Annotated in this window: 22 protein-coding genes; 13 read left to right on the forward strand and 9 right to left on the reverse strand. The window is 68.5% G+C overall.

What is annotated here, in order from left to right; translation table 11 throughout:
* The first annotated feature begins 33 nt into the window (after positions 1 to 33).
* The 5 genes from sufC (at position 34) to ABZW96_RS03330 (ending at position 3,692) form a co-directional block, all read left to right on the forward strand.
* Complete coding sequence (gene sufC, locus ABZW96_RS03310) at positions 34 to 810, forward strand: Fe-S cluster assembly ATPase SufC (protein WP_355070834.1); 777 nt, start codon at positions 34 to 36, stop codon at positions 808 to 810.
* Between the two features lies 1 nt (position 811).
* Entirely contained in the window at positions 812 to 2,065 is a 1,254-nt protein-coding gene (locus tag ABZW96_RS03315) for a cysteine desulfurase (protein WP_355070835.1), read from the forward strand.
* A 3-nt stretch (positions 2,066 to 2,068) separates the two neighbouring features.
* Positions 2,069 to 2,536 carry a Fe-S cluster assembly sulfur transfer protein SufU gene (sufU, locus tag ABZW96_RS03320; protein WP_355070836.1) on the forward strand — a complete coding sequence of 156 codons (468 nt, stop codon included), beginning with the start codon at positions 2,069 to 2,071 and terminating at the stop codon, positions 2,534 to 2,536.
* 82 nt (positions 2,537 to 2,618) lie between these two features.
* The gene (locus tag ABZW96_RS03325) at positions 2,619 to 2,957 is read left to right on the forward strand and encodes a metal-sulfur cluster assembly factor (protein WP_355071057.1); all 339 of its coding nucleotides are present in this window, start codon (positions 2,619 to 2,621) and stop codon (positions 2,955 to 2,957) included.
* 306 nt (positions 2,958 to 3,263) lie between these two features.
* On the forward strand, positions 3,264 to 3,692 hold the full coding sequence (locus tag ABZW96_RS03330) for a DUF4189 domain-containing protein (protein ID WP_355070838.1): 429 nt from the start codon (positions 3,264 to 3,266) through the stop codon (positions 3,690 to 3,692).
* A 1-nt stretch (position 3,693) separates the two neighbouring features.
* Here ABZW96_RS03330 and ABZW96_RS03335 read toward each other — a convergent pair whose 3' ends face one another.
* Genes ABZW96_RS03335 through ABZW96_RS03345 form a run of 3 tightly spaced genes read right to left on the reverse strand, consistent with a single transcriptional unit; the run spans position 3,694 to position 6,202 of the window.
* The gene (locus ABZW96_RS03335; protein WP_355070839.1) at positions 3,694 to 4,356 is read right to left on the reverse strand and encodes a methionine ABC transporter permease; all 663 of its coding nucleotides are present in this window, start codon (positions 4,354 to 4,356) and stop codon (positions 3,694 to 3,696) included.
* Positions 4,357 to 4,367: 11 nt separating this feature from the next.
* Positions 4,368 to 5,384: a methionine ABC transporter ATP-binding protein gene (locus ABZW96_RS03340; RefSeq protein WP_355070841.1), complete on the reverse strand. Its 1,017-nt coding sequence runs from the start codon at positions 5,382 to 5,384 to the stop codon at positions 4,368 to 4,370.
* Positions 5,381 to 6,202, reverse strand: coding sequence for a MetQ/NlpA family ABC transporter substrate-binding protein (locus ABZW96_RS03345; protein ID WP_355071059.1), 822 nt, complete (start codon positions 6,200 to 6,202; stop codon positions 5,381 to 5,383). Before ABZW96_RS03345 ends, ABZW96_RS03340 begins: the two co-directional genes overlap by 4 nt.
* A gap of 181 nt (positions 6,203 to 6,383) precedes the next feature.
* On the opposite strand from ABZW96_RS03345, the gene ABZW96_RS03350 reads away from it, so the two are divergent.
* The 3 genes from ABZW96_RS03350 (at position 6,384) to ABZW96_RS03360 (ending at position 9,432) form a co-directional block, all read left to right on the forward strand.
* Complete coding sequence (locus ABZW96_RS03350; protein WP_355070843.1) at positions 6,384 to 7,250, forward strand: MetQ/NlpA family ABC transporter substrate-binding protein; 867 nt, start codon at positions 6,384 to 6,386, stop codon at positions 7,248 to 7,250.
* 147 nt (positions 7,251 to 7,397) lie between these two features.
* Positions 7,398 to 8,729 carry an NAD(P)/FAD-dependent oxidoreductase gene (locus ABZW96_RS03355; RefSeq protein ID WP_355070845.1) on the forward strand — a complete coding sequence of 444 codons (1,332 nt, stop codon included), beginning with the start codon at positions 7,398 to 7,400 and terminating at the stop codon, positions 8,727 to 8,729.
* A 19-nt stretch (positions 8,730 to 8,748) separates the two neighbouring features.
* Positions 8,749 to 9,432, forward strand: coding sequence for a hypothetical protein (locus ABZW96_RS03360; RefSeq protein WP_355070846.1), 684 nt, complete (start codon positions 8,749 to 8,751; stop codon positions 9,430 to 9,432).
* Between the two features lie 33 nt (positions 9,433 to 9,465).
* On the opposite strand, the gene ABZW96_RS03365 is transcribed toward ABZW96_RS03360, so the two are convergent.
* On the reverse strand, positions 9,466 to 10,431 hold the full coding sequence (locus tag ABZW96_RS03365) for a Ku protein (RefSeq protein ID WP_355070848.1): 966 nt from the start codon (positions 10,429 to 10,431) through the stop codon (positions 9,466 to 9,468).
* The gene (locus ABZW96_RS03370; RefSeq protein WP_355070850.1) at positions 10,428 to 11,540 is read right to left on the reverse strand and encodes a lycopene cyclase family protein; all 1,113 of its coding nucleotides are present in this window, start codon (positions 11,538 to 11,540) and stop codon (positions 10,428 to 10,430) included. The genes ABZW96_RS03365 and ABZW96_RS03370 overlap by 4 nt, the downstream gene beginning before the upstream one ends.
* 457 nt (positions 11,541 to 11,997) lie before the next feature.
* Between ABZW96_RS03370 and ABZW96_RS03375 the strand changes: the two genes are divergently transcribed.
* Both ABZW96_RS03375 and ABZW96_RS03380 read left to right on the forward strand, forming a co-directional pair.
* Complete coding sequence (locus ABZW96_RS03375; RefSeq protein ID WP_355070852.1) at positions 11,998 to 14,208, forward strand: MMPL family transporter; 2,211 nt, start codon at positions 11,998 to 12,000, stop codon at positions 14,206 to 14,208.
* A gap of 106 nt (positions 14,209 to 14,314) precedes the next feature.
* Positions 14,315 to 15,088, forward strand: a complete 774-nt coding sequence (locus tag ABZW96_RS03380; protein WP_355070854.1) for a hypothetical protein — start codon at positions 14,315 to 14,317, stop codon at positions 15,086 to 15,088.
* A gap of 22 nt (positions 15,089 to 15,110) precedes the next feature.
* On the opposite strand, the gene ABZW96_RS03385 is transcribed toward ABZW96_RS03380, so the two are convergent.
* Positions 15,111 to 15,875: an SDR family oxidoreductase gene (locus tag ABZW96_RS03385; RefSeq protein ID WP_355070855.1), complete on the reverse strand. Its 765-nt coding sequence runs from the start codon at positions 15,873 to 15,875 to the stop codon at positions 15,111 to 15,113.
* A gap of 167 nt (positions 15,876 to 16,042) precedes the next feature.
* Here ABZW96_RS03385 and ABZW96_RS03390 point away from each other — a divergent pair, with 167 nt between their 5' ends.
* Positions 16,043 to 17,674, forward strand: a complete 1,632-nt coding sequence (locus ABZW96_RS03390) for an ABC-F family ATP-binding cassette domain-containing protein (RefSeq protein WP_355070857.1) — start codon at positions 16,043 to 16,045, stop codon at positions 17,672 to 17,674.
* 81 nt (positions 17,675 to 17,755) lie between these two features.
* Entirely contained in the window at positions 17,756 to 17,986 is a 231-nt protein-coding gene (locus ABZW96_RS03395; RefSeq protein WP_355070859.1) for a helix-turn-helix domain-containing protein, read from the forward strand.
* Positions 17,987 to 18,329: 343 nt separating this feature from the next.
* Here the strand turns inward: ABZW96_RS03395 and ABZW96_RS03400 are convergent, their stop codons facing one another.
* The 3 genes from ABZW96_RS03400 to ABZW96_RS03410 all read right to left on the reverse strand — a co-directional run bounded on the left by ABZW96_RS03400 (position 18,330) and on the right by ABZW96_RS03410 (position 20,645).
* Positions 18,330 to 19,259, reverse strand: a complete 930-nt coding sequence (locus ABZW96_RS03400; protein ID WP_355070861.1) for a hypothetical protein — start codon at positions 19,257 to 19,259, stop codon at positions 18,330 to 18,332.
* Between the two features lie 44 nt (positions 19,260 to 19,303).
* The gene (locus tag ABZW96_RS03405) at positions 19,304 to 19,759 is read right to left on the reverse strand and encodes a hypothetical protein (RefSeq protein ID WP_355070863.1); all 456 of its coding nucleotides are present in this window, start codon (positions 19,757 to 19,759) and stop codon (positions 19,304 to 19,306) included.
* A gap of 382 nt (positions 19,760 to 20,141) precedes the next feature.
* Positions 20,142 to 20,645, reverse strand: a complete 504-nt coding sequence (locus ABZW96_RS03410; protein ID WP_355070865.1) for a cupin domain-containing protein — start codon at positions 20,643 to 20,645, stop codon at positions 20,142 to 20,144.
* Positions 20,646 to 20,717: 72 nt separating this feature from the next.
* On the opposite strand from ABZW96_RS03410, the gene ABZW96_RS03415 reads away from it, so the two are divergent.
* Complete coding sequence (locus ABZW96_RS03415) at positions 20,718 to 21,224, forward strand: MarR family transcriptional regulator (RefSeq protein WP_355070867.1); 507 nt, start codon at positions 20,718 to 20,720, stop codon at positions 21,222 to 21,224.
* The last annotated feature ends 148 nt before the right edge of the window (positions 21,225 to 21,372 follow it).

The following is a 21,372-nucleotide window of genomic DNA, read 5'->3' on the forward strand; positions in this document are numbered from 1 at the left end:
CGACCCCATACCTGGCAAAGGAATTCGAATTCGATGACCACCCTGGAAATCAAGGACCTGCATGTCGAGGTCGCGAACCCCGACGAGTCCGGCGAGCCCATCAAGATCCTCAAGGGCGTGAACCTCACGGTGAAGTCCGGTGAGACGCACGCCATCATGGGCCCGAACGGCTCCGGCAAGTCGACGCTGTCCTACGCGATCGCCGGTCACCCGAAGTACACGGTGACCTCCGGCTCGATCACGCTCGACGGCGAGGACGTGCTGGCGATGTCGGTGGACGAGCGCGCCCGTGCGGGCCTGTTCCTCGCCATGCAGTACCCGGTCGAGGTTCCCGGCGTCTCGATGTCGAACTTCCTGCGCACCGCCGCCACCGCCGTGCGCGGCGAGGCCCCCAAGCTGCGGCACTGGGTCAAGGAGGTGAAGGAGTCGATGAGCGAACTGGAGATCGACGCCGCCTTCGCCGAGCGCAGCGTGAACGAGGGCTTCTCCGGCGGCGAGAAGAAGCGCCACGAGATCCTCCAGCTCGGCCTGCTCAAGCCGAAGATCGCGATCCTGGACGAGACCGACTCGGGTCTGGACGTCGACGCGCTGCGCATCGTCTCCGAGGGCGTCAACCGCTACAAAGAGCGCGAGAACGGCGGCATCCTGCTGATCACGCACTACACCCGCATCCTGCGCTACATCCAGCCGGAGTTCGTGCACGTCTTCGTCGGCGGCCGCATCGTCGCCGAGGGCGGCGCCGAGCTCGCCGAGGAACTCGACGCCAACGGCTACGTTCGTTTCACTCAGACCGCCACCGCTGGAGCTTGATATGACCGCTACGGTCCGCACCCTCGACGTCGCCCGTATCCGGGCCGACTTCCCGATCCTGAACCGCACGGTCCGGGACGGGAAACCGTTGGTGTACCTGGACTCCGGCGCGACCGCGCAGCGGCCGATCGAGGTGCTCGAAGCCGAACGCGACTTCCTGATCACCAGCAACTCGGCGGTGCACCGCGGTGCGCACCAGCTGGCCGAGGAGGCGACCGACGCCTACGAGGGCGCGCGGGCCGACATCGCGCGGTTCGTCGGGGTGGACGCGGGCGAGATCGTGTTCACCAAGAACGCCACCGAGTCGCTGAACCTGGTGACCTACGCCTTCGCCGACGACCGGTTCCCGCACCACGTGGGCCATGGCGACGAGATCGTGATCACCGAGCTGGAACACCACGCGAATCTGGTGCCCTGGCAGGAGCTGGCCCGCCGCACCGGTGCCACGCTGAAGTGGTACGGCGTGACCGACGAAGGCCGGATCGACCTGGATTCGCTGGAACTGTCGCCCGCCACCAAGGTGGTCGCGTTCACCCACCAGTCCAACGTCACCGGCGCGGTCGCTCCGGTCGAGGAGCTGGTCCGCCGGGCGAAGGCGGTGGGCGCGCTGGTCGTGCTCGACGCCTGCCAGTCGGTGCCGCACATGCCGGTCGACTTCCGCGCGCTCGGTGTGGATTTCGCCGCGTTCTCCGGGCACAAGATGCTCGGCCCCTCCGGTGTCGGCGTGCTCTTCGCTCGCCGCTCGCTGCTGGAGGAGATGCCGCCGTTCATCACCGGCGGGTCCATGATCGAGACGGTCTTCATGGACCACAGCACCTACGCGCCGCCGCCGCAGCGCTTCGAGGCGGGCGTGCCGATGACCTCCCAGGTGGTCGGATTGGGCGCGGCCGTGCGGTATCTGGAAGAGATCGGCATGGACGCCGTCGCCGCGCACGAGCACACGCTGGTCGGCGCGGCGCTGGACGGGCTGGCCGGGATCGACGGCGTGCGGATCATCGGGCCTGCCGAGAACATCGATCGTGGCGGCGCGGTGTCGTTCGTGGTGGACGGCATCCACGCCCACGACGTGGGGCAGATCCTGGACGACGAGGGCGTGGCCATCCGGGTGGGCCATCACTGCGCGTGGCCGCTGCACCGGCGTTTCGGCGTCGCCGCGACCGCACGCGCCTCGTTCGCGGTCTACAACACGCTCGCCGAGGTGGACGCGCTGGTCGCCGCGGTGCGGAAGGCCCAGAGCTTCTTCGGGGTTGCATAGATCATGCGCATGGAGCAGATGTACCAGGAAGTGATCCTGGATCACTACAAGCACCCGCACCATCGGGGGCTGCGCGAGCCGTTCGGGGCCGAGGTGCACCACGTGAACCCGACCTGCGGCGACGAGGTGACCCTGCGCGTGCAGCTCGACGACAACGGCGACGTCACCGACGTCTCCTACGACGGCCAGGGTTGCTCGATCAGCCAGGCGGCCACCTCGATCCTCGCCGATCAGGTGATCGGGCTTCCGGTGCAGCAGGCGCTGAAGGTGGTCGACTCCTACAGTGAGATGATCTCCAGCCGCGGCACCATCGAGGGCGACGAGGACGTGATCGGCGACGGCGTCGCCTTGGCAGGCGTCTCGAAATACCCAGCGCGGGTGAAGTGCGCGTTGCTCGGGTGGATGGCGTTCAAGGACGCCGTCCTCAGGATCGGCCCCGAGCCGCCCGCGCCGGCCGCGGAAGAGAACTGAACCGTCCGATGGAAAACGGGGAAGCGTCATGAGTGACACACCGGCCACCGAGCAGACCGAACAGGCCGCGCCGGCCGCCGATTTGCCCGAGCTGTCCGCCGAGGACATCAAGCTGCTCGAGGACATCGAAGAGGCGATGCGTGACGTCGTCGACCCGGAACTCGGCATCAACGTCGTCGACCTCGGCTTGGTCTACGGATTGCGCGTCGAGGAGGACAGCACCGCGGTCCTGGATATGACGCTGACTTCGGCGGCCTGCCCGCTGACCGACGTCATCGAGGACCAGTCCCGCAACGCGCTGGTGCGCAGCGGCCTGGTGGAGGACTTGAAGATCAACTGGGTCTGGATGCCGCCGTGGGGTCCGGACAAGATCACCGAGGACGGCCGCGAACAGTTGCGCGCCCTCGGCTTCACGGTGTAATTCGCCGCAACTGACGCAGCCGCCGGTAGCGCCTGAACAAGGCGCCCGGCGGCTGAGTCGTATCCGCCGCATGCGCCTTCCCGGCGGAGCGCTCGGGGACGATCATCGACGCGTTCCGACCTGAGCGCGCACGGCCGAATCGACCGGCGCTCCGCTCTCGGCGAAGACGGACGCTCGAAAAAGGGGTTCGTCGCGCGGGTCGATCCGGCGCACCCGCCGATGGTGGGAAGTGCCCATTTCGACAAAAGCGCACCGGCCGAATGAAGATTTGAGCTTCGAGTCGTTCGGAACGGGGAGGATCCTCACATGTCGGTGCCGCACAAGGCTGCCCTCGGGCTCGCGGCGGTCTCCGCCGCCACCTGCGCCGTGGTCGGCGCTCCCGCGGGTGCGGCGCATGCGGCGACCTACTATGGCGCGCTGGCGCTTTCGCCCAGCACCGGCGCGGTCACATCGGCGGTGGACTATGCGAGCGCGGCCGCCGCCGATGCCGCGGCACGCGCCCAATGCGGTGTCACCGATTGCCAGACGGTCGTGCAGTTCTGGAACGCCTGCGGGTCTGTCGTGCGCGGCGCCGACGGCAAGCACGGATGGGCGTGGGGACCCACCCGCGCCGAAGCCGAACGCCGGGCCATCGATGTCCTCGGTCCCAGTGCCCCGCCGTTCCCGAGTCTCGGCAGCGCGATTCCCCGGCCCGCGAGCGTGCGCTTGACGGCGTGCACCTCGACCGCCGGGTAGCTCAGCGGCGCAGGACTTTCCGCGCCAGCCAGTTGCCGAAGAACTGGATGCCCTGTACGCCCGCGATGATGATCAGCGTCGCGACGAGCGTGACCTGCCAGTCGAAGCGCTGATAGCCGTAGACGAGGGCGAAATCGCCGAGACCGCCGCCGCCGACGGTGCCCGCCATCGCGGACATGTCCACGATGGCGATCACCACGAAGGTGTAGCCCAGGATGAGCGGCCCGAGCGCCTCGGGGATCAGCAGTGACAGGATGATGCGCAGCGGTCCCGCGCCCACCGCGCGCGCCGCCTCGATCACGCCGGGATCGACCGTCACCAGGTTCTGTTCCACGATGCGCGCGATGCCGAACGACGCCGCGACGATCATGACGAAGGCCGCCGCCTCGGTGCCGATCGTGGTACCCACCACCTCCAGCGTCACCGGGCCGAGCGCGGCGAGCAGGATGATGAACGGGATCGGGCGCACCACGTTGACGAGCACGTTGAGCAGCAGGTTGATCGGCGCGTTCGCCAGCAAACCGCCCTTGCGGGTGGTGTAGAGCGCGGTGCCGAGCAGCAACCCGATGAAGCCGCCGACCACGAACGTGAGCGCCACCAGATAGAGCGTGGTGCCGATCGCTTCGTTCAGCACCGGCCGGAGTTTGTCCCAATCGGTATGCATGGCAACTCCTTTCAGGCCGACCGGCGCTCGAGTTCGGCGACCACCTTGTCGACGGCGTCGTCGGGGCCGTGCAGCGCCAGGGTGAGACTGCCGAAGGTCTTCTCCTGCAGGCTGCTCACCCCGCCGTAGACCACCTCGAACCTGACCTCGGCGTGCGCCGCGGCGGCCAGCGCCGCGCCGATGCCGCGCTCGTCGTCCACGTCGACGGTGACCAAACGGCCCCCATGGCGACCGGCGAGGCGGCGCAGTTCCTTCTCGGAGGGGCGGTTGTGCAGGACGGTCTCGACGAAGGAGCGGGTGGGGGCCGCCTGCGGCGTGGCGAACACCTCGAAGGTGTCGGCGAGTTCCACGATGCGTCCTTCGGCGAGCACCGCGACCCGGTCGGCCACCGCGCGGATGACGTCCATCTCGTGGGTGATGACCACGATGGTGACGCCCAGTTCGCGATTGATCTTGCGCAGCAGCCGCAGCACCTCACCGGTCGTCTCCGGGTCCAGTGCCGAGGTGGACTCGTCGGCCAGCAGCAAGGACGGCGACGTGGCCAGCGCTCTGGCGATGCCCACCCGCTGCTTCTGGCCGCCCGACAGCTGATCAGGGTAACTGCGCGCCTTGTCGGACAAGCCGACGAACTCCAGCAGTTCGGCTACCCGCGCCTTGCGTTCGGCGCGCTTCCAGCCCGCCACCTTCAGCGGATATTCGACGTTTCCCGCGGCCGTGCGGGAGCGGAAGAGATTGAATTGCTGGAACACCATTCCGATGTCGCGCCGCAGCCGCCGCACTTGGCGCTCCGGCACGCCGGAGATGGGTGTGCCGGAGATCTCGACCGTGCCGCTCGTCGGCTTCTCCAGCGCGTTGATCAGCCGCACCAGCGTGCTCTTGCCCGCGCCGGAATACCCGATCACGCCGAAGATCTCGCCTTGCTCGATGCGCAGGTCGATGTTGTCGAGCGCTACATTGCGCTGCGCGCCCTTGCCGAAAACCTTGGTGACCGAACGGAACTCGACGGCGGGAACGGCCGTGTCGCTCACTTGCCGTCGCGGATGGTCTGCTGCACCCGCTGCAGGATCTGCTCGAGTTCCTGGCCGCTGCGCCGCACCTCGACGGCGGTGCCCTTGGTCACCTCGTCGTGCGCCTTCTGCACCTCCGGGTCGTGCCACAGCTCGGCGAGCTGCAGATAGACCGGATTGTTCTTGTCCTCGGCGCGGGTGACCAGCGCGTTGATGTACGGCTCCGCGGCGGGATTCTTCGGGTCGTCCTTGTACAGCGCCGAATGCGGATCGATGCCGGAACGTTCCAGGAAGGTGTTGTTGATGATCGATCCGTCGACCGAGGCCAGCGACAGCGCGGTCTGCGCGGCGTCGACGGGGGTGACGCGCACTTTGGACGCGCCCTTGTCGATGTCGGCAGGGGTCGGCGCCTTGGTGTCGGACGACAGTTTCACCAGCCCGGCGGCTTGCAGCACGAACAGCGCCCGTGCCTGATTGGTGGGGTCGTTCGGGATCGCGATCTCCGCGCCCTGCGGAATGTCGGCCGGCGACTTGTGCTTCTTCGAGTAGAGACCCAGCGGCACGATGTAGGTGGAACCGATCGGCGTCAGGGTGTCGTTGTTCGCGACGTTGTAGGCGCCCAGGAATTGCAGATGCTGGAAGAGATTGATGTCGATCTGTTTCTGCGACAGCGCGAGATTCGGTTGCTTGTAGTCGGAGAAGTTGGTGATCCGCAGCGTGATGCCCTTGTCTTTGGCGCGCTGCTCGAAGACGTCCCAGGAGTGATCCTTGTCGGTGGTGCCGATGCGCACTACCTTGTCCGAGGAAGCGTCGTCACCGCCGCAGCCGGTCAGGGTCAAGGCCGCGGTCGCTACCAGGACCGGGATCGCCAGTACCCGATGGAATTTCACTCGTGCTCCCGATTGCTCGTCGCGATATGACCCGGTAATCCAAGCGACGGGGCGCAGCGGGCGACAACGGTTTCGATTGTGGTGAGCGAAACCCTCCGCATGAACTGAACGAGCGTCTAATTTGCTGATAATGCGCTCGCGTCTCCGGCTGTTGCTGATCCCGCTCGTGTCCGTATTGGCCGTCGCCGCGGTCGGCTGCGGTGGTGAAGACCGATCCGACGCGGTCCACATCGGGGTCAACGATCTGTCGCTGCCGCACTGGGAGGTCTACCGCAAGAAGGCGGCGGAGCAGGGCATCACGGTGGAGTTCACCAATTTCACCGACTACAACCAGCCGAATCCGGCCCTGGCGCAGGGGCGCATCGATCTGAACAAGTTCCAGCACGTGCGGTACCTGGCCAATTACAACGTCCGCAACAACGACACGCTGGTGCCGATCGGCGCGACCGAGATCTTCCCGCTGACGCTGTACTCGCGCAAGCACAAGTCGGTGGCCGACATTCCGAAGGGCGGCGAGATCACCTTGAGCAACAACCCGGCCAACCAGGTGCGGCCCCTGCTCGGCCTCGCCGCGGCCGGGCTCATCGTGCTGAAGGGCGGCGCGAGTTGGGACTCCAAAATCGAGGACGTCGACCCGGTCGCCTCCCGGGTGAAGCTCACGCCCATCGATCCGACCCTGACCGCCCAGTCGCTCGGCAGCGTGGACGCCGCGTTCGTCGACGACACCTTCGCCCGCCCCGCCGGACTGACATCCAACGAGGTGATCTACACCGACGACCCCGAGCGTCCGGAACTGAAGCAGTACATCAACGTCTTCGCCGCCCGCGCCGCCGACAAGGACAACCCGACGCTGCTGAAACTCGCGCAGCTCTATCACGACCCAGAGGTCGAGGCCGCGGTCCGCGCGGAAACCGGGTACCAGGGCATCTTCAAATCCAACAGCGCGGCCGATCTCCAGGCGACGCTCGCCGAACTGGAAGCTCGGTTCCGGAGGTAGGGAACCTGCCCCGCGCCCGCTCGGCCTGCCGAACCACGAATCGGTCCTGCCGATGGGCCGGTCGGCGGAGCCACGGGCGACCGGTAGCGCGGTTTCGGATGTGCCTGAGCGGGAATCGCGTCGGGAGCTGACACCGAGGAGGTCCCCGTGCCGGATGGGAACGCTGCGAGCCCGCAGCGGGTCGTGATCGTCGGGAGCGGGTTCGCGGGGTTCACCTGCGCCCAGAAGCTCTGCCGCATCGTGGCCAAGGCGAACCGCGACATCGAAATCGTGCTCGTCACGCCCAACGACTACATGCTCTATACGCCGCTGCTGCCGGACGTGGCCGGTGGCCTGATCGACCCTCGGTTCGTCGCCATCTCACTGGCGGATTCGCTGCCGCGGGTCCGGTTGGTGGTTGCGAACGCCAGGTCGGTCGATCTGCGGAACAAGACGCTCACGGTGGAAGACGAGCATCATCCGCCGCGGCAGCTGTCGTGGGATCGGCTGGTGCTCACGCCCGGGTCGGTCACCCGCCTGTTCGACATACCGGGTCTGGCCGAGCACGCGCGCGGGCTCAAGACCGTCGCCGAGGCGCTGTACCTGCGCGAGCAGCTGCTGCGCCAGCTCGAGCTCGCCGACGACGAGGAGGACCCCGAGGTGCGGCGGGCGCGCCGCACGGTGGTGGTCGTGGGGGCGTCCTACGCGGGCACCGAGCTCGTGGCGCAGTTGCGCGCCCTCGCCGACGCCTACGCCGCGCGCCGTGGGTTCGACCCCGCCGAAGTGCGTTTCCTTCTGCTCGACACGGCGCCGAGGGTGATGCCCGAGGTCGGCGAGCGGCTCAGTGACAAGGTGCTGAAGGTGCTGCGCAAACGTGGCATCGAGATCCGGCTGGAGACCTCGCTGACGAAACTCGACGAGAACTCGGTCGTGCTCACCGACGGCACGGTGGTGCCCACCCGCACGGTGGCCTGGGTGACGGGTGTGACCGGCGCACCGGTGCTCGGCACGCTCGGCCTGCCGCTGGAGAAGGGCCGCTTGGTCGTCGACGCGAAACTGAACGTGCCCGGCCACCCGGACGTCTTCGCGGGCGGCGACGCGGCGGCGGTGCCCGACCTCACCAAGCCGGGCCGGATCACTCCGCCCACCGCGCAGCACGCCACGCGACAGGGCAAGACGCTGGCCAGGAACGTCGCGGCGAGCCTGGGCATCGGCACGGCCGCCGACTACAAGCACCGCGACCTGGGTCTGGTCGTCGACCTCGGGCCGCGCTTCGCGGTCGCCAACCCGATGGGCATCCGCCTGTCCGGCCTGCCCGCCAAGGCGGTGACCCGCGCTTACCACACGTTCGCCGTGCCGCGAGCGGTCAACCGCTGGGCGATCACGGTCTCCTACCTGACCATCGCGGTCACACCCCGCCCCCTCGCCCTGCTGGGGCTGGTCAGTCACGAGGAAGCCAGCTTCGGCGCCAGCGAGGGGATTTCCGCGAAATCAGGGTGAGCTTCGTGACAGCGCGGAGGTGACCGGCCGCTTCCGTGCCGAACCCGTGCGGTGGGGCGGCGGCAGCGGAGATGATTCGGTGGTGGACGAGATGACGTATCGGCGATCGCGCGTCGGGCTGCACGCGGTCGCGGAGTTGCTGATCGCCGGGCCGCAGTACCGAGAATTCGGCACCATTCGGTTGGCAGTCGTGCACCGGGGTTTCGCCGGTGTGCGTTGGCCGGTTTCGGTGGTCGGGGAGGAACTGGTGTGGCCGGAAGGGCGGGTGCGGCTGAAGGGGACGTATCGGGAGGTCGCCGAGGCCGCGGGTTTCGAACCCGGGCCGCCGGAAGGGGTGTACGCGGACACCACCGGCGTGGATACCGATTCGGCGATCGAAGTGGATCCCTCGGCGGCGGGGCTGATCGAGGACTGGTTCGCGCTGGGGGACAAGGCGTTGCGGTGCCTGGCGTCCGGCGTGACACCGGTGCTGTGGCCGGAGCATTTCGATCTGTCGAGCACGGTCGACGAGGTGAACTACGGGGTTTCGCCGGGAGACGACGCTCATCCCGGGCCCTACGCCTACATCGGGCCGTGGACCCCGCGAACCGGCGACTTCTGGAACGCGCCGTTCGGCGCGCTCCGGCCCCGCACCGCGGTGAACACGGTCGCGGCCCTGCTGGAGTTCTTCGAAGAGGGCAGGCAGCGCGCGGCACAAGACTGATTCGGCGGTGGTGGCGGCCCCGCCGTAGGAAGATCAGGCGCCCTTGCGAGCCGGAGCCTTTTTGGCCGCCTTCTTCGCAGGCGTCTTCTTCGCCGCGCTCTTGGACGCGCCGCTCTTGGACGCCGTGCTCTTGGCTGCTCCGCTCTTTTCGGCGCTCTTGGCCGCGGCCTTCTTCGCGGTCTTCTTCGGCTCGGCCCCGTCGCCGCCCGCCGTCCTGCGCCCGCTGGCCTCCAGGCTGCGCTGCAACGCGGCGACCAGATCGACCACCTCGGCGTCCATCCCGCTCGGCGCGAGCTCCGGCTGTTCGGGCACCTTGCCGGTTCCGCTGGCGATCGCCTCGTCGAGCAGGCGTTTGAGCTCGATCTGGTACTCGTCGGTGAACTGCTCCGGATCGAAGTCGTCGGACATGGCCTCGACGAGCCTCTCGGCCATCTTGATCTCCTGCGGCCTGGGCTCGGCGACACCGTCGAGGGATTCGAACTCCACGGAGCGGACCTCGTCGGGCCACAGCAGCGTCTGGACCACCAGAATGCCCTCCCGTACACGCAGCGCGGCAAGCCGGGTCTTCTGCCGCAACGTGAAGTACACCAGGGCGGTGCGTTCGATCTGCTCCAGCGTCCTGGCCAGCAGGACGTAGGCCTTCGGCGTGCTGGAGTCCGGTTCCAGGTAGTAGCTCTTCTCGAACAGGATCGGATCGATCTGGTCCGACGGCACGAACTGCAGCACCGGTATCTCGTGCTTCTCCGCTACCGGCAATTTCGCGAAGTCCTCGTCGCTGAGCACCACCTTGTCGCCGTCCGGCGACTCGTAGGCCTTGTCGATCTCGGTGTACTGGACGGATTGGCCGCACACGCTGCAGACGCGGTCGTATTTGATCCGGCCTCCATCCTTGGCGTGCACCTGATGGAACCGGATGTCGTGGTCCTCGGTGGCGGTGTACACCTTCACCGGAACGTTCACCAGCCCGAATGCGATCGAGCCCTTCCAGATCGATCTCATACCCCCATCATGGCCGAAGCCCACCGACCGCGCGAGGGAACCGGAACTCCGAGTGTCGCGGTCGCGACACGCCGACGCAGCCGTCCCGGGAGCGCGGCGAACAGTGCGCTCATCGCCGCGACCGTGCCGGCGAGGTCGGTGCGGCCGGACAGATACGCGCGTTGCGCGTCCGGGGGAAGCGCGAAGAACGTGTCGAAGAACAGCGGGAGATCATCGGGCGGCAACGCCAGCAGCGCGCGCAGCCCGGCGCCGCGCAACCGGTGGACGACGCGCGCCGCGGCCGGCCATACGTCCCGGCCCGCGGCCACCGCGTCGGCAGCGGACAGCGCGGCGCCGACGCTGTACCCGGTCGCCGGATGCAGGAACCCGCCCGCGGCCCCGAACCTCCTCGACCCGGGACGGCCTCCTTGCACCGGAAAACGGACGTGCTCCACGGGTTCGTCACCGGTGAGCGGGACGTCTCTGGCGCGGAGGCGCGCCCACAAGCGTGTGCGCAGTTGCGCACCGGTCAAGGCCGGGCGGCCGGCCAGGCAAGTTTCCTCGAGCAGCACCCGCTCGTCGTCCAGCGGAACGGCGTAGAGGAACGAACGCGGCGCCTCGGGGGCGGCGCCGTTGTCCGGACGCCAGTCCATGAACAGCGGTTCGAGCCCGGCGCAGCGCCGGGCGTCCACGATGACGCCGTAGGCCGTCTGCTCGGCCCGGGCGGGCGAGCGGGCGAGTCCGCGCGCGTCGACCACCCGGCCGCCGGTGATCGTCGCGCCGGAGGCCAAGGTCACACGCTCGGGGCCGACATCGATCGCGCGCTCGGAGACCACGCTCGCGTCGGCCAGGTGCAGCGACCTTTGCAGCCGGGCGGTATCGAGCACCACGTACGGGCGGTCCAATCGGTGAGCGCGCGTTCCCCAGGCCATCGGCCGGGGTACCGTCGCCGCGACGACCCGAGGCGACAGCCAATCAGGCAGTTCGTCGGCCCACACCGCGTAGGTGGCCGTCCACCGGCGCTCCGGCGCGGGATCGACCACGGTGACCGTGAGTCCGCGCTCCACTGCCCGGTGCGCGAGGGCGCGTCCGGCCGGGCCGAGCCCGCAGACGACCACGTCCGGCTTCATGCCGGGCTCGTCCGGATCCGCTGGAGCGTGTTGCGATGCATGGGTTCGAGCCTCTCATCTGCTCGCTGGAGCGTCGCGCAGCCACGGCGTCGAACACGTTCCGGCGCGGAGGTCCGGACTCGCGAAGTGAACGTTTCGCGAAAGCTGTCGCGGATTCCGGATCGCCCGCCCCGCGTGCGGAAATGCGTCCGGCCTGGCTCGGTTGCCTTCCCATGCCGGAGCGTGCAGGCAGGTGGCCGGACCGGGCGCACTGACGGAATGTGTTCGGGCTCACCGCAGTTTGTCCCGCGTTGCTAGGATGCCGGGGCGCTGGCGTACGCATCCGGCTCCGGTGCCGAGTGTCAGGTGTCGGCGCACCGGCGTGCCGCGGATGGCACGCCGGGCAGGTTGCCGACCGGCGACCGCTGGAGTCCGAGCGCGAAAGCGGCACGACCGGAACGAGTTAGGGGTAGACGGAGTGTTCGAGCTGACCAGGCGGCGCAGCCGGTGGATCCTGGCCGTGTTCGTGGTGCTCGCACTGGCGATGGGCACGCTGAGCGCGACGCTGTTCGACAAAGTGCAGGGCGGCGGGTATATCGACCCCGACAGCGAATCGAGCCGGGCGACCGCGGTGCTGCGCGACACCTTCGGCGAGGCCACCCCGAATTTCGTGCTGCTGGTGCAGACTCGCCGGTCGGTGGACGACGACGCCGCGGCCACCGCTGCGACGAATCTGGTCACCGAGCTGAAGTCGGAGTCCGGCGTCGCGGGCGTCACGTCGTACTGGACCGACAAATCGCCCGCACTGCGCAGCACCGACGGAACCAAGGGCTTGATCGTGGCCAGCATCCTCGGTGAGGAGGCCGACGTCGACAAGCGGGTGGGCGATCTCGCCGACCGATTCGGCGGCACCCACGGCCCGCTCGAGGTGCGCGTCGGCGGCTACGCCATGCTGCTGCACGAGACGGTGCAGCAGAGCGAGAAAGACGTCGTGCTGGGCGAATCCATCGCATTCCCGGTCACGCTGATCGCCCTGCTGCTGGTGTTCGGCGGCTTGGTCGCGGCCAGCCTGCCGCTGGTGATCGCGATGATCACGGTGATGATCACCATGGGCGCGCTGTGGCTGATCGCGAGCGTCACCGATCTGGCGGCCACCGCGACCAACGTCGCCACCCTGCTCGGCCTCGGCTTGGCGATCGACTACAGCCTGCTGATCATCAGCCGCTACCGCGACGAACTGGTCGCCGGTCAGCAGCCCGCCGCCGCGGTGGCCGCCACCATGCGCTCGGCGGGCCGGACCGTCGCGTTCTCGGCCGTCACCGTCGCCGTCGCGCTGTCGGGCCTGCTGTTCTTCCCGCTGCTGGCCGTGCGGTCGATGGGCTACGCGGGCCTGGCCGTGGCGGTGATCGCCGCGACGGTGTCGCTGACCGTGCTGCCCGCGATCCTGTTCCTGCTCGGCACCAAGATCGACAACGGTCAGTTGTGGTGGTTCCTGCGCGCGGCCCGTCCCGCACCCGGCGAGGGCGCCTGGCACCGCTTGGCGCGGTTCGTGATGATGCGGCCGGTGCCCATCGGCCTCGGGGTCACCGCCCTGCTGCTCGTGCTGGGCGCGCCGTTCCTCGGAGTGAATCTCGGCTTCCCCGACGAACGGTCGCTGCCGGAGTCGATGAACAACCGCCAGGTCACCGAGACCATCCAGCGCGACTTCGCCGCCACCGAGCAGAACGGGCTGTTCGTAGTGCTGCCCGAAAGCGCTTACAGCGCCGCAGGCTTGGACGCCTACGCTCGTGAGCTGTCGGAGATCGAGGACGTCCGCCGGGTCGACACCGTCACCGGCAGTTACAGCCACGGCGGTCTGCTCGTCGCGCCAACCGCGGCCGCCGACCGCTTCCGCGCCGAGAACGCCGCCTATCTGACGGTGGTCCCGGACACCACCGATCCCACGGTGCTGGATCGGATCGCCGCCGACGTGCGCGCGACGCCCGCCGCCTCGCCGGTGCTGGTCGGCGGCGTGGCGGCGGCCAACACGGACGCGATCGGCTCGGTCGTCTCGGCGCTGCCGTACGCGCTGGCCTTCGTCGTGCTGATCATGGTGGTGGTCCTGTTCCTGCTCACCGGAAGCGCCGTGCTGCCGCTGCTGGCCGTCGTGCTCAGCTTCCTGAGCCTCACCGCGACTTTCGGCGCGCTGGTCTGGATCTTCCAGGACGGGCACCTGTCCGGGTTGCTCGGCTTCACCGTCACCGGCGACCTCCCGCCGACCGTCCCGGTGATGCTGTTCGGCGTCGCGTTCGGTCTCGCCATGGACTACCAGGTGTTCCTGTTGGCCCGCATCCGCGAGGAGTACCTGCGCACCAGGTCCAACGCGCTGGCCGTCACGTCCGGACTGGAGCGGATCGGCCGGATCGTCACGGCCGCCGCCGTCCTGATCTCACTGGTCTTCCTCGGCTTCCTCGCCTCGGACATCACCTTCATGAAGGCATTCGGCATCGGGCTTCCACTCGCCGTGCTGGTGGACGCGACGCTGGTGCGCGGCTTCCTGTTGCCCGCGGCGATGGAGTTGCTCGGCCACTGGAACTGGTACGCGCCCGGCCCGCTGCGCCGACTGCACGAGCGGTTCGGAATCGAGGAGGCTCCTGCCGCTCCGGCGACCGCGGGGCGCGAGGACTGGCTCCAGCCCGTCCGGCTCTGATTTCGGGGCGATCGGGGCAGGCTCGATCGGATAGGGTCGCTCGGGCGGCTCGGGGAGGCCCACGCGGGGTGGGACGGCTGCTGGGAGATGTGGGAGGGCGACCGCGATGACCTATCCGTCGGGGAAACCGGAGGACGCGCGGTACGCGCCGGACTGGGGAAGCATGTCCCCGCCGAGCGTGTACCCGATGCCGGAGTGGGAAGCGCCGCCCCTGCCGCCGCCGCCCGAGTCCCGAACCGGTGTGGTCGTCGCGCTGGTGATCGGCGTCGTCGCCGTGCTGGTCGCGGTCGGCATCGGAGTGGCGCCGGCGCCGCGCGAGGAAGGGCACCCGCAAGCCGCGGTCGCCACCGCCGAAGCGACCACCCGCGCGGGCGGCGGTACCAGCACGCGACCGGCGAGCCCGTCGTCGCGTGGTGCACACCCTTCGGCGGGCCGGTTGAGTTACACGGAGTTCGCGAAGGACTGGGACTTCCGGTTCGATCGCGTCGAACTGCACGCCGAGTGGGTCGACGGCCGCGACCACGCCGACTGCCACCCCATCGAGGCGGCGGGCAAACTCACCGGTCTGGGCTGCGTCTACGCGGCGGAGCTGGTGTACCGCGCCGAGGGCGGCGCGCTGATGCTCACGCAGTTCGTGCTCGGCATGGCCGACGAGGGCCGGGCCGCCGCGGCGAAGGGCCGGTTCACCGACGCCGACCTCGCGCTGCGTCCGGGCAGTTACCTGAAGGGCTACGCCACCGGCAAGTGGAAGGACGGCAGCGAGAAGGAATTCGTGGTGGTGACGCTGGCGACGGCCACCGGCGCGGTCGACGCCACGGCCGTCGAGAAGTACCTGCGCTACCGGCACGCCGACACCATCGGCGCATTGGCGTTCCGCTAGCGCGGGCGGCTCCCGTTCGCGGTCAGATTCCGCCCGTGGAGAGCAGCCCGCCGTCCACCCGGACCGTCTCGCCGGTGATCCACGCCGCCTCGTCGGAGACCAGGAATCCGATCAAGCGCGCCACGTCCTCCGGGCTGCCCAGCCGCTTCATCGGGTACACGCTCGCGGCGCGCTCCTCGTCGGTCGAGTACAGCGCGTCGGCGAACTTCGTCTTGATCACGCCCGGCGCGACCGCGTTCACCCGGATCTTCGGCCCCAGCTGCCAGGCGAGCTCACCGGTGAGATGGATCAGCGCGGACTTGGACGCGCCGTAGGCGGCGATCACGCCGGTCGAGCGGATGCCCGCGACGCTGGCCACGTTGACCACGGCGCCGCCGTGGTCGCGCATCCACGCCTTGTACGCCTCCTGGATGTAGCCCAGGGCCGCGACCACGTTCACGTCGAAGATCTTGCGCACGGCATCGAGGTCGGCGTCCATCAGGGAGCCGAAGACCGGGTTGATGCCGGTGTTGTTGATCAGGACGTCCAGCGAACCGAACTCCGTGACCGCGCGCTCGACCGCGGCGGATCGATCCTCGGCGACGCCCGAGTTGCCCGCCAGAGCGACGACCTGACCCTGGTGCCCCAGTTCGCGCAGCTCCGCGGCGGCTTCCTCCAGTGGATCCTTCTTCCGCGCGGTGATCAGCACGTTCGCGCCGCGGGCGAGCAACTCCGCCGCGACCGCCTTGCCGATGCCACGGCTGGCCCCCGTGACCAGAGCGCTCTTGCCCAATAGATCGGTACTCATGGCATCGCACGGTAGCGCAGGCCACCGCGGGGGCCGTTATCGCCGTCACATGCGGGGTGCTGGTATGCGGGCGCACCCTGCGCCCCGGGTAAAATCGGTGGTTCTTGTGCGCGTCGGGTCGCACAATCGAGCACGCGTCCAGCACCACGATCCGCTAGGAGAAGTTTGTGATCACCGCGACCGACCTGGAGGTCCGGGCCGGAGTCCGCACCCTGCTGTCCGCTCCCGGACCGGCGCTTCGGGTGCAGGCGGGCGACCGGATCGGGTTGGTCGGGCGCAACGGCGCGGGGAAGACCACCACGCTGCGCATCCTGGCAGGCGAGGGGGAGCCGTACGCGGGCAAGATCCTGCGCTCCAGCGATATCGGTTATCTGCCGCAGGATCCGCGCGAAGGCAACCTCGACGTGCTGGCCCGCGACCGGGTGCTGTCGGCGCGCGGCCTGGACACGCTGATCCGGGAGATGGAGAAGCAACAGGCGCTGATGGCCGAGGTCGCCGACGACAAAGAGCGGGAGAAGGCGGTCCGCAAGTACGGCCGGCTCGAGGAACGCTTCTCGGCGCTGGGCGGTTACGTCGCCGAGAGCGAGGCGGCGCGCATCTGCAACAGCCTGGGTCTGCCCGACCGCGTGCTCGGTCAGCCGCTGCGCACCTTGTCCGGCGGACAGCGGCGCCGAATCGAATTGGCGCGCATCCTGTTCGCCGCCTCCGACGGCAGCGGCGGGCGGTCGGACACCATCTTGCTGCTGGACGAGCCGACCAACCATCTCGACGCCGACTCGATCACCTGGCTGCGTGGTTTCCTGCAGAACCACGACGGCGGCCTGATCGTCATCAGTCACGACGTGGACCTGCTCGCCGACGTGGTGAACAAGGTGTGGTTCCTGGACGCGGTGCGCGGCGAGGCCGACGTCTACAACATGGGCTGGAAGAAGTACCTGGACGCGCGCGCCACCGACGAGCAGCGCAGGCGGCGGGAACGCGCGAACGCCGAGAAGAAGGCGAGCGCGCTGCGCGCCCAGGCGGCCAAGCTCGGCGCCAAGGCCACGAAAGCGACTGCGGCACAGAACATGGCCAAGCGCGCCGATCGCCTGCTGGCCGAACTCGACGACGTGCGCGTCGCCGACAAGGTCGCCAGGATCAAGTTCCCCGAGCCCGCCGCCTGCGGCAAGACGCCGCTGATGGCGGAGAACCTGACCAAGGTCTACGGCTCGCTGGAGATCTTCACCGGCGTCGACCTCGCGATCGACCGCGGTAGCAGGGTGGTGGTGCTGGGGCTCAACGGCGCGGGAAAGACGACGCTGCTGCGCCTGCTCGCCGGAGTCGAGCAGCCGACGGCGGGTGGTCTGGTGCCGGGGCACGGTCTGAAGGTCGGTTACTTCGCCCAGGAGCACGACACCCTGGACGACAACGCCACCGTGTGGGAGAACATCCGCCACGCCGCGCCGGACGCCGGTGAGCAGGAGCTGCGCGGCCTGCTCGGCGCGTTCATGTTCTCCGGCCCGCAGCTCGACCAGCCCGCGGGCACGCTCTCGGGCGGTGAGAAGACCCGTCTCGCGCTGGCCGGACTGGTCTCCTCGGCGGCGAACGTGTTGCTGCTGGACGAGCCGACGAACAATCTCGACCCGGTGTCGCGGGAACAGGTTCTCGACGCCTTGCGCACCTATGCGGGCGCGGTGGTGCTCGTGACCCACGACCCGGGTGCAGCGGAGGCATTGTCTCCGGAACGTGTGATCCTGCTCCCGGACGGGACAGAAGACCATTGGTCGGCCGAATATCTGGAACTTATTCAGCTCGCGTGAGATTCATCACAGGTACCCGTTGATCACGGCCTGCTGAGTGCTTAGCCTGGAAAGACGCTGCTCGGCGACTCGGAGGAAGCCATGAGCGACAGGCCACAGAGCAAGGCCACATTGGGTAAGGGCACACGCGTCACCGGCAAGTCACGCGATCGCCTACAAACCCAGTTGAAGAAACAGTACGAGGCCGGTGCGAGCATCCGGTCACTGGCGCGGTCCACCGGCCGCTCCTACGGTTTCATCCACAACGTCCTCGTGGAGTCGCATGTGCAGCTCCGCAGCCGGGGTGGAGCCAATCGCCGCAAGAGCCCATAGCGCCGCAACGGCGTGCTTTGCCGCCGGACGGCTACGCGGCCGCCACGGGCGGAGCCCCCAACCGGATCGACGTCGACGCCCCCGAACTGGATGTCTACCTCGCCGAGCTGCACGGCGGCGTCGATGCCAGGTCCTCGGGCGCATGTCGGCGATCGAGTGGAGCCGCAATGCAATTCAGCGGCGCTCGCGCCGTTGGTCGTCGCGCGGGACCCCGTCCAGCGACGGGCTTCGGCTGCTGTTGTCGTCCGGTGGAGCGCCGCTGCGCGGCGAATGCGGGGCCGCCGTTGCCGCATACCGTGGCGTTTCCGGTCTCGATATCGTGCCGCCGGACCTGTGACCGGGTTCAGTAGCCCTCCACCATGCCGTCACCGTCCACCAGCAGGTTGGCCAAGCTGCGAAAGATCGGCAGCCCGGTCTTGATCTCCAGGTAGGCGAACTGGCCCTGCGGGTTGACCTCCAGGAAGTAGTACTCGCCATCACGGCCGAGCCGAATGTCGAGCACGCCGAAGGACAATCCGAGTGCGCCCATCAGCGTGGCCAGTGACTTGCTCACCGAGGCGGGCAGGTGATCGTGCGCGAAATCGACCGACGTGTCCAAGCGGGAGTCGACCTTGCCGACGCCCGCTTGGGAGTCGATGCGCACGGTCCATTCGACCCCGTCCACCCACACCACGCGCAGATCGCAGCTGGCGTCGACGTAGTCCTGGAAGGTGGTCGGCGCCGAACGGATCGCGGCCAGCCTGCCGAAATCGTCCCTGGAGATGATCCTGGTCTCGGCGAACTCCGCCCGGCTGGTGCCGGTGCGCTTGTAAACGACCGGACCGGGCCGGGATTCGACGAAGCTGCGCGCCTCGTCCGGATCGTTGGTGATCAACGTCTCCGGCACCGCGAACCCGGCCCGCAGCGCCGTCTCCAGCTGGACGATCTTGCGTGCCGCGGTGCGGTCGGCGCCGGGGTCGTTGACCCAGTGAGCGGGGATGGACCAGAGCAGCCCTTGAATGAATCCGTCGCACTCGGCCTGGCGAAACTCGTTGTCCGAGGCGCGGACACCCGCGGGCACCCGCGCGGGATGCGGTCGCCGCCACCACACCGACCGCACGTCGTCGAGGCCGATCAGGTGCGACAGCGAGCGTGTGGTGCCGAGTCGGTCCAGCCGGAAGCTGCCGGACTCCTGGGGGAAATCGCGCAGGTCGAGGTGGATCGGGCCGAGCCCGTGGTGTTCTCGCAGCGTCGCCGCCATCGCGGTGGCGTGTAGATCATCGGATTCGGACACGATCAGGACCGAACCGCGCCGGCGTGCGGCCATCCGCCTGCCGCTCAGTCGAGGCTGTCGCAGTTGATGCCGTCGTCGCTGCCGTTCATCGACTTGGTCTGGCAGTAGGTGAACGTCGCACCGCTCGCACCCGGGCAGTCGACGAGTTGCAGCCGGTCGGCCCAGGTTTCGGTGAGCCGGCGCAACTGCTCGTCGCCGAGCGCCTCCGACGGTGACTCCGGGATGGTCATCGGCCGATCGACCAGGTCGATCCGCAGCCTGCGGGTGAAATCGGCGGTGGCGCCCGCGCGAATGTCCACCAGCACCGGGCGCCCGTCCTGATCGGCGTGGGGCGCCGCGGAATCGACCACGCGCAGGACATCGGACCGACTGAAGGTCCACGTTCCCTCGGCGACGCGCACGCTGATCTGCCGGTCCGATTCCGCGACCAGCAGACCCTGGAGCGGAGGAACGCGGTCACCCCTCGGCGTCGTCCCGGGAAGGTGGATTGCGTCGGTCATAGCCGTTTCTCCGATCTGCTCGCGATTTGCCACGACCCCCAAGCGTGTGAGCGATCATATCGCGATGAGCGGCGTTATCGGCTCGGATCGCGAGATTTCCCGGCCTATGGCAAACCGAATTCCGATTCATAACGCCCGAGTACCGAAAGTTTTCCGGTAGCCTGGAAATGCTGAGATAGCAATCGAGAAGCTAATCTCCCGTGAGGCGCGGATGCTGCTCATAGCCCGATATTGGCGGCTGTGCATCTGTACTCTCGTCCTGCTGGGCGCAGGTGGCCCGCGACGACGGCTGCTGTGCGGCATCGTATTTCCTCCCGTGCCGCGCCGTGCTCGACTCGCTCCGAATTGATTGTCCGCGGGCGGATCCGGAAGGGCGCCGACTTCACTTCCGGTTCGCGTTGCGCTCCGCCCACCAAGCGGGGGCGTCGACGAAGTGGTTGTCGAACTCGTCCTGAGCGGCGGCGAGATCGGTCATCGGGGATTCGCCCGCGGCGATTCGTTCCAGCAGCCGGAAGTACTCGAAGCGCTGCACGCCGGGCGTGAGCGCGATGAGGATCCGTGCCGTACTGTCCGGTGCGGCGCCGAAGGCGTGCGGCATGAATTTCGGGACCACGATCGAACCACCCGCGCCGACGGTGACGATGCGGTCACCGGCGAGCAGTTGCAGTTCGCCGTCCGCGACATAGAACAGTTCGTCGGAAAGCGTGTGATAGTGCGGCGCCGCGCCGTCCGCTCCACGGTCCATGTCGACCTCGAGTGTGCTCAGCCCGCCGCCCGCCTCCTCGGCGTCGATCAGCAGGCGCATGGTGACAGACGTGGTACGCAGGGTCTCCGCATCCTGCGGCTGACGGATCGCGACGTCCTTGCGTGGCGCGGGAATGGCCATCGGAGCCTCCAGATTAGTTCGGTGATTGATAATTCGCTACCGAACTATATCGTGCCGAATAAGATCCTGTCCATGACCGAGCGGAAAACGGACGCCGTGGACGCGATCGTGGCGCAGTGGCAGCGGGAACGACCCGACCTGGATCTCGAGGCGATGGCCGTGGCCGGACGTCTGGGCAGGCTGTTGGTGGTGGCGCAGCGTGAGATCGAGGCGGTATTCGGCAAGCACGGCCTGCAACGCGGCGAATTCGACGTACTCGCCGCGCTCCGTCGTTCGGGCGCGCCGTTCGAACTCAGCCCGTCGGTGCTCGCCGACACGCTGATGTTGTCCAGGGCGGGCATGACCGGACGGCTGGACCGGCTGGAGTCGGCGGGACTGGTGCGGCGCGTCGCGGACGCGCGGGACCGCAGGGCGGTGCGCGTCGGCCTCACCGAGGCAGGACGGGAATTGGTCGACACCGTGGTCACCGAGCACACCGCGAACGAGACGCGCATGCTGTCCGTGCTCACCGCGGGGGAGCGACGGGAACTGGACCGGCTCGCGCGAATCCTGCTCAGCAGCATGGAACCGGACGCGTAGCCGCGGTAGCTCACGCACCCTTCGATCCGCCGAATCGCGCTCTACTTGGGCGAACTCGTGCCGCGATGAGGTAGCCCGATACTCGTGCCGAGTGGGCGTCCCTGCTCTACCTTGAGATTCCGTACCGAAGGGGTCGGTGCGGTGGGGC

The sequence above is a fragment of the Nocardia sp. NPDC004168 genome, assembly GCF_040610355.1.
In the GTDB taxonomy this organism is placed as follows: domain Bacteria; phylum Actinomycetota; class Actinomycetes; order Mycobacteriales; family Mycobacteriaceae; genus Nocardia; species Nocardia sichangensis.

Bases quoted from the DNA above. Each gene is read 5' to 3' on its own strand.
- sufU (WP_355070836.1), top strand. From the start codon at position 2,069: ATGCGCATGGAGCAGATGTACCAGGAAGTGATCCTGGATCACTACAAG.
- ABZW96_RS03315 (WP_355070835.1), top strand. From the start codon at position 812: ATGACCGCTACGGTCCGCACCCTCGACGTCGCCCGTATCCGGGCCGAC.
- ABZW96_RS03405 (WP_355070863.1), bottom strand. From the start codon at position 19,759: ATGACCGACGCAATCCACCTTCCCGGGACGACGCCGAGGGGTGACCGC.
- ABZW96_RS03335 (WP_355070839.1), bottom strand. From the start codon at position 4,356: ATGCATACCGATTGGGACAAACTCCGGCCGGTGCTGAACGAAGCGATC.
- ABZW96_RS03415 (WP_355070867.1), top strand. From the start codon at position 20,718: ATGACCGAGCGGAAAACGGACGCCGTGGACGCGATCGTGGCGCAGTGG.
- ABZW96_RS03365 (WP_355070848.1), bottom strand. From the start codon at position 10,431: ATGAGATCGATCTGGAAGGGCTCGATCGCATTCGGGCTGGTGAACGTT.
- ABZW96_RS03395 (WP_355070859.1), top strand. From the start codon at position 17,756: ATGAGCGACAGGCCACAGAGCAAGGCCACATTGGGTAAGGGCACACGC.
- ABZW96_RS03380 (WP_355070854.1), top strand. From the start codon at position 14,315: ATGACCTATCCGTCGGGGAAACCGGAGGACGCGCGGTACGCGCCGGAC.
- ABZW96_RS03330 (WP_355070838.1), top strand. From the start codon at position 3,264: ATGTCGGTGCCGCACAAGGCTGCCCTCGGGCTCGCGGCGGTCTCCGCC.
- ABZW96_RS03350 (WP_355070843.1), top strand. From the start codon at position 6,384: ATGCGCTCGCGTCTCCGGCTGTTGCTGATCCCGCTCGTGTCCGTATTG.
- ABZW96_RS03385 (WP_355070855.1), bottom strand. From the start codon at position 15,875: ATGAGTACCGATCTATTGGGCAAGAGCGCTCTGGTCACGGGGGCCAGC.
- ABZW96_RS03370 (WP_355070850.1), bottom strand. From the start codon at position 11,540: ATGAAGCCGGACGTGGTCGTCTGCGGGCTCGGCCCGGCCGGACGCGCC.
- sufC (WP_355070834.1), top strand. From the start codon at position 34: ATGACCACCCTGGAAATCAAGGACCTGCATGTCGAGGTCGCGAACCCC.
- ABZW96_RS03410 (WP_355070865.1), bottom strand. From the start codon at position 20,645: ATGGCCATTCCCGCGCCACGCAAGGACGTCGCGATCCGTCAGCCGCAG.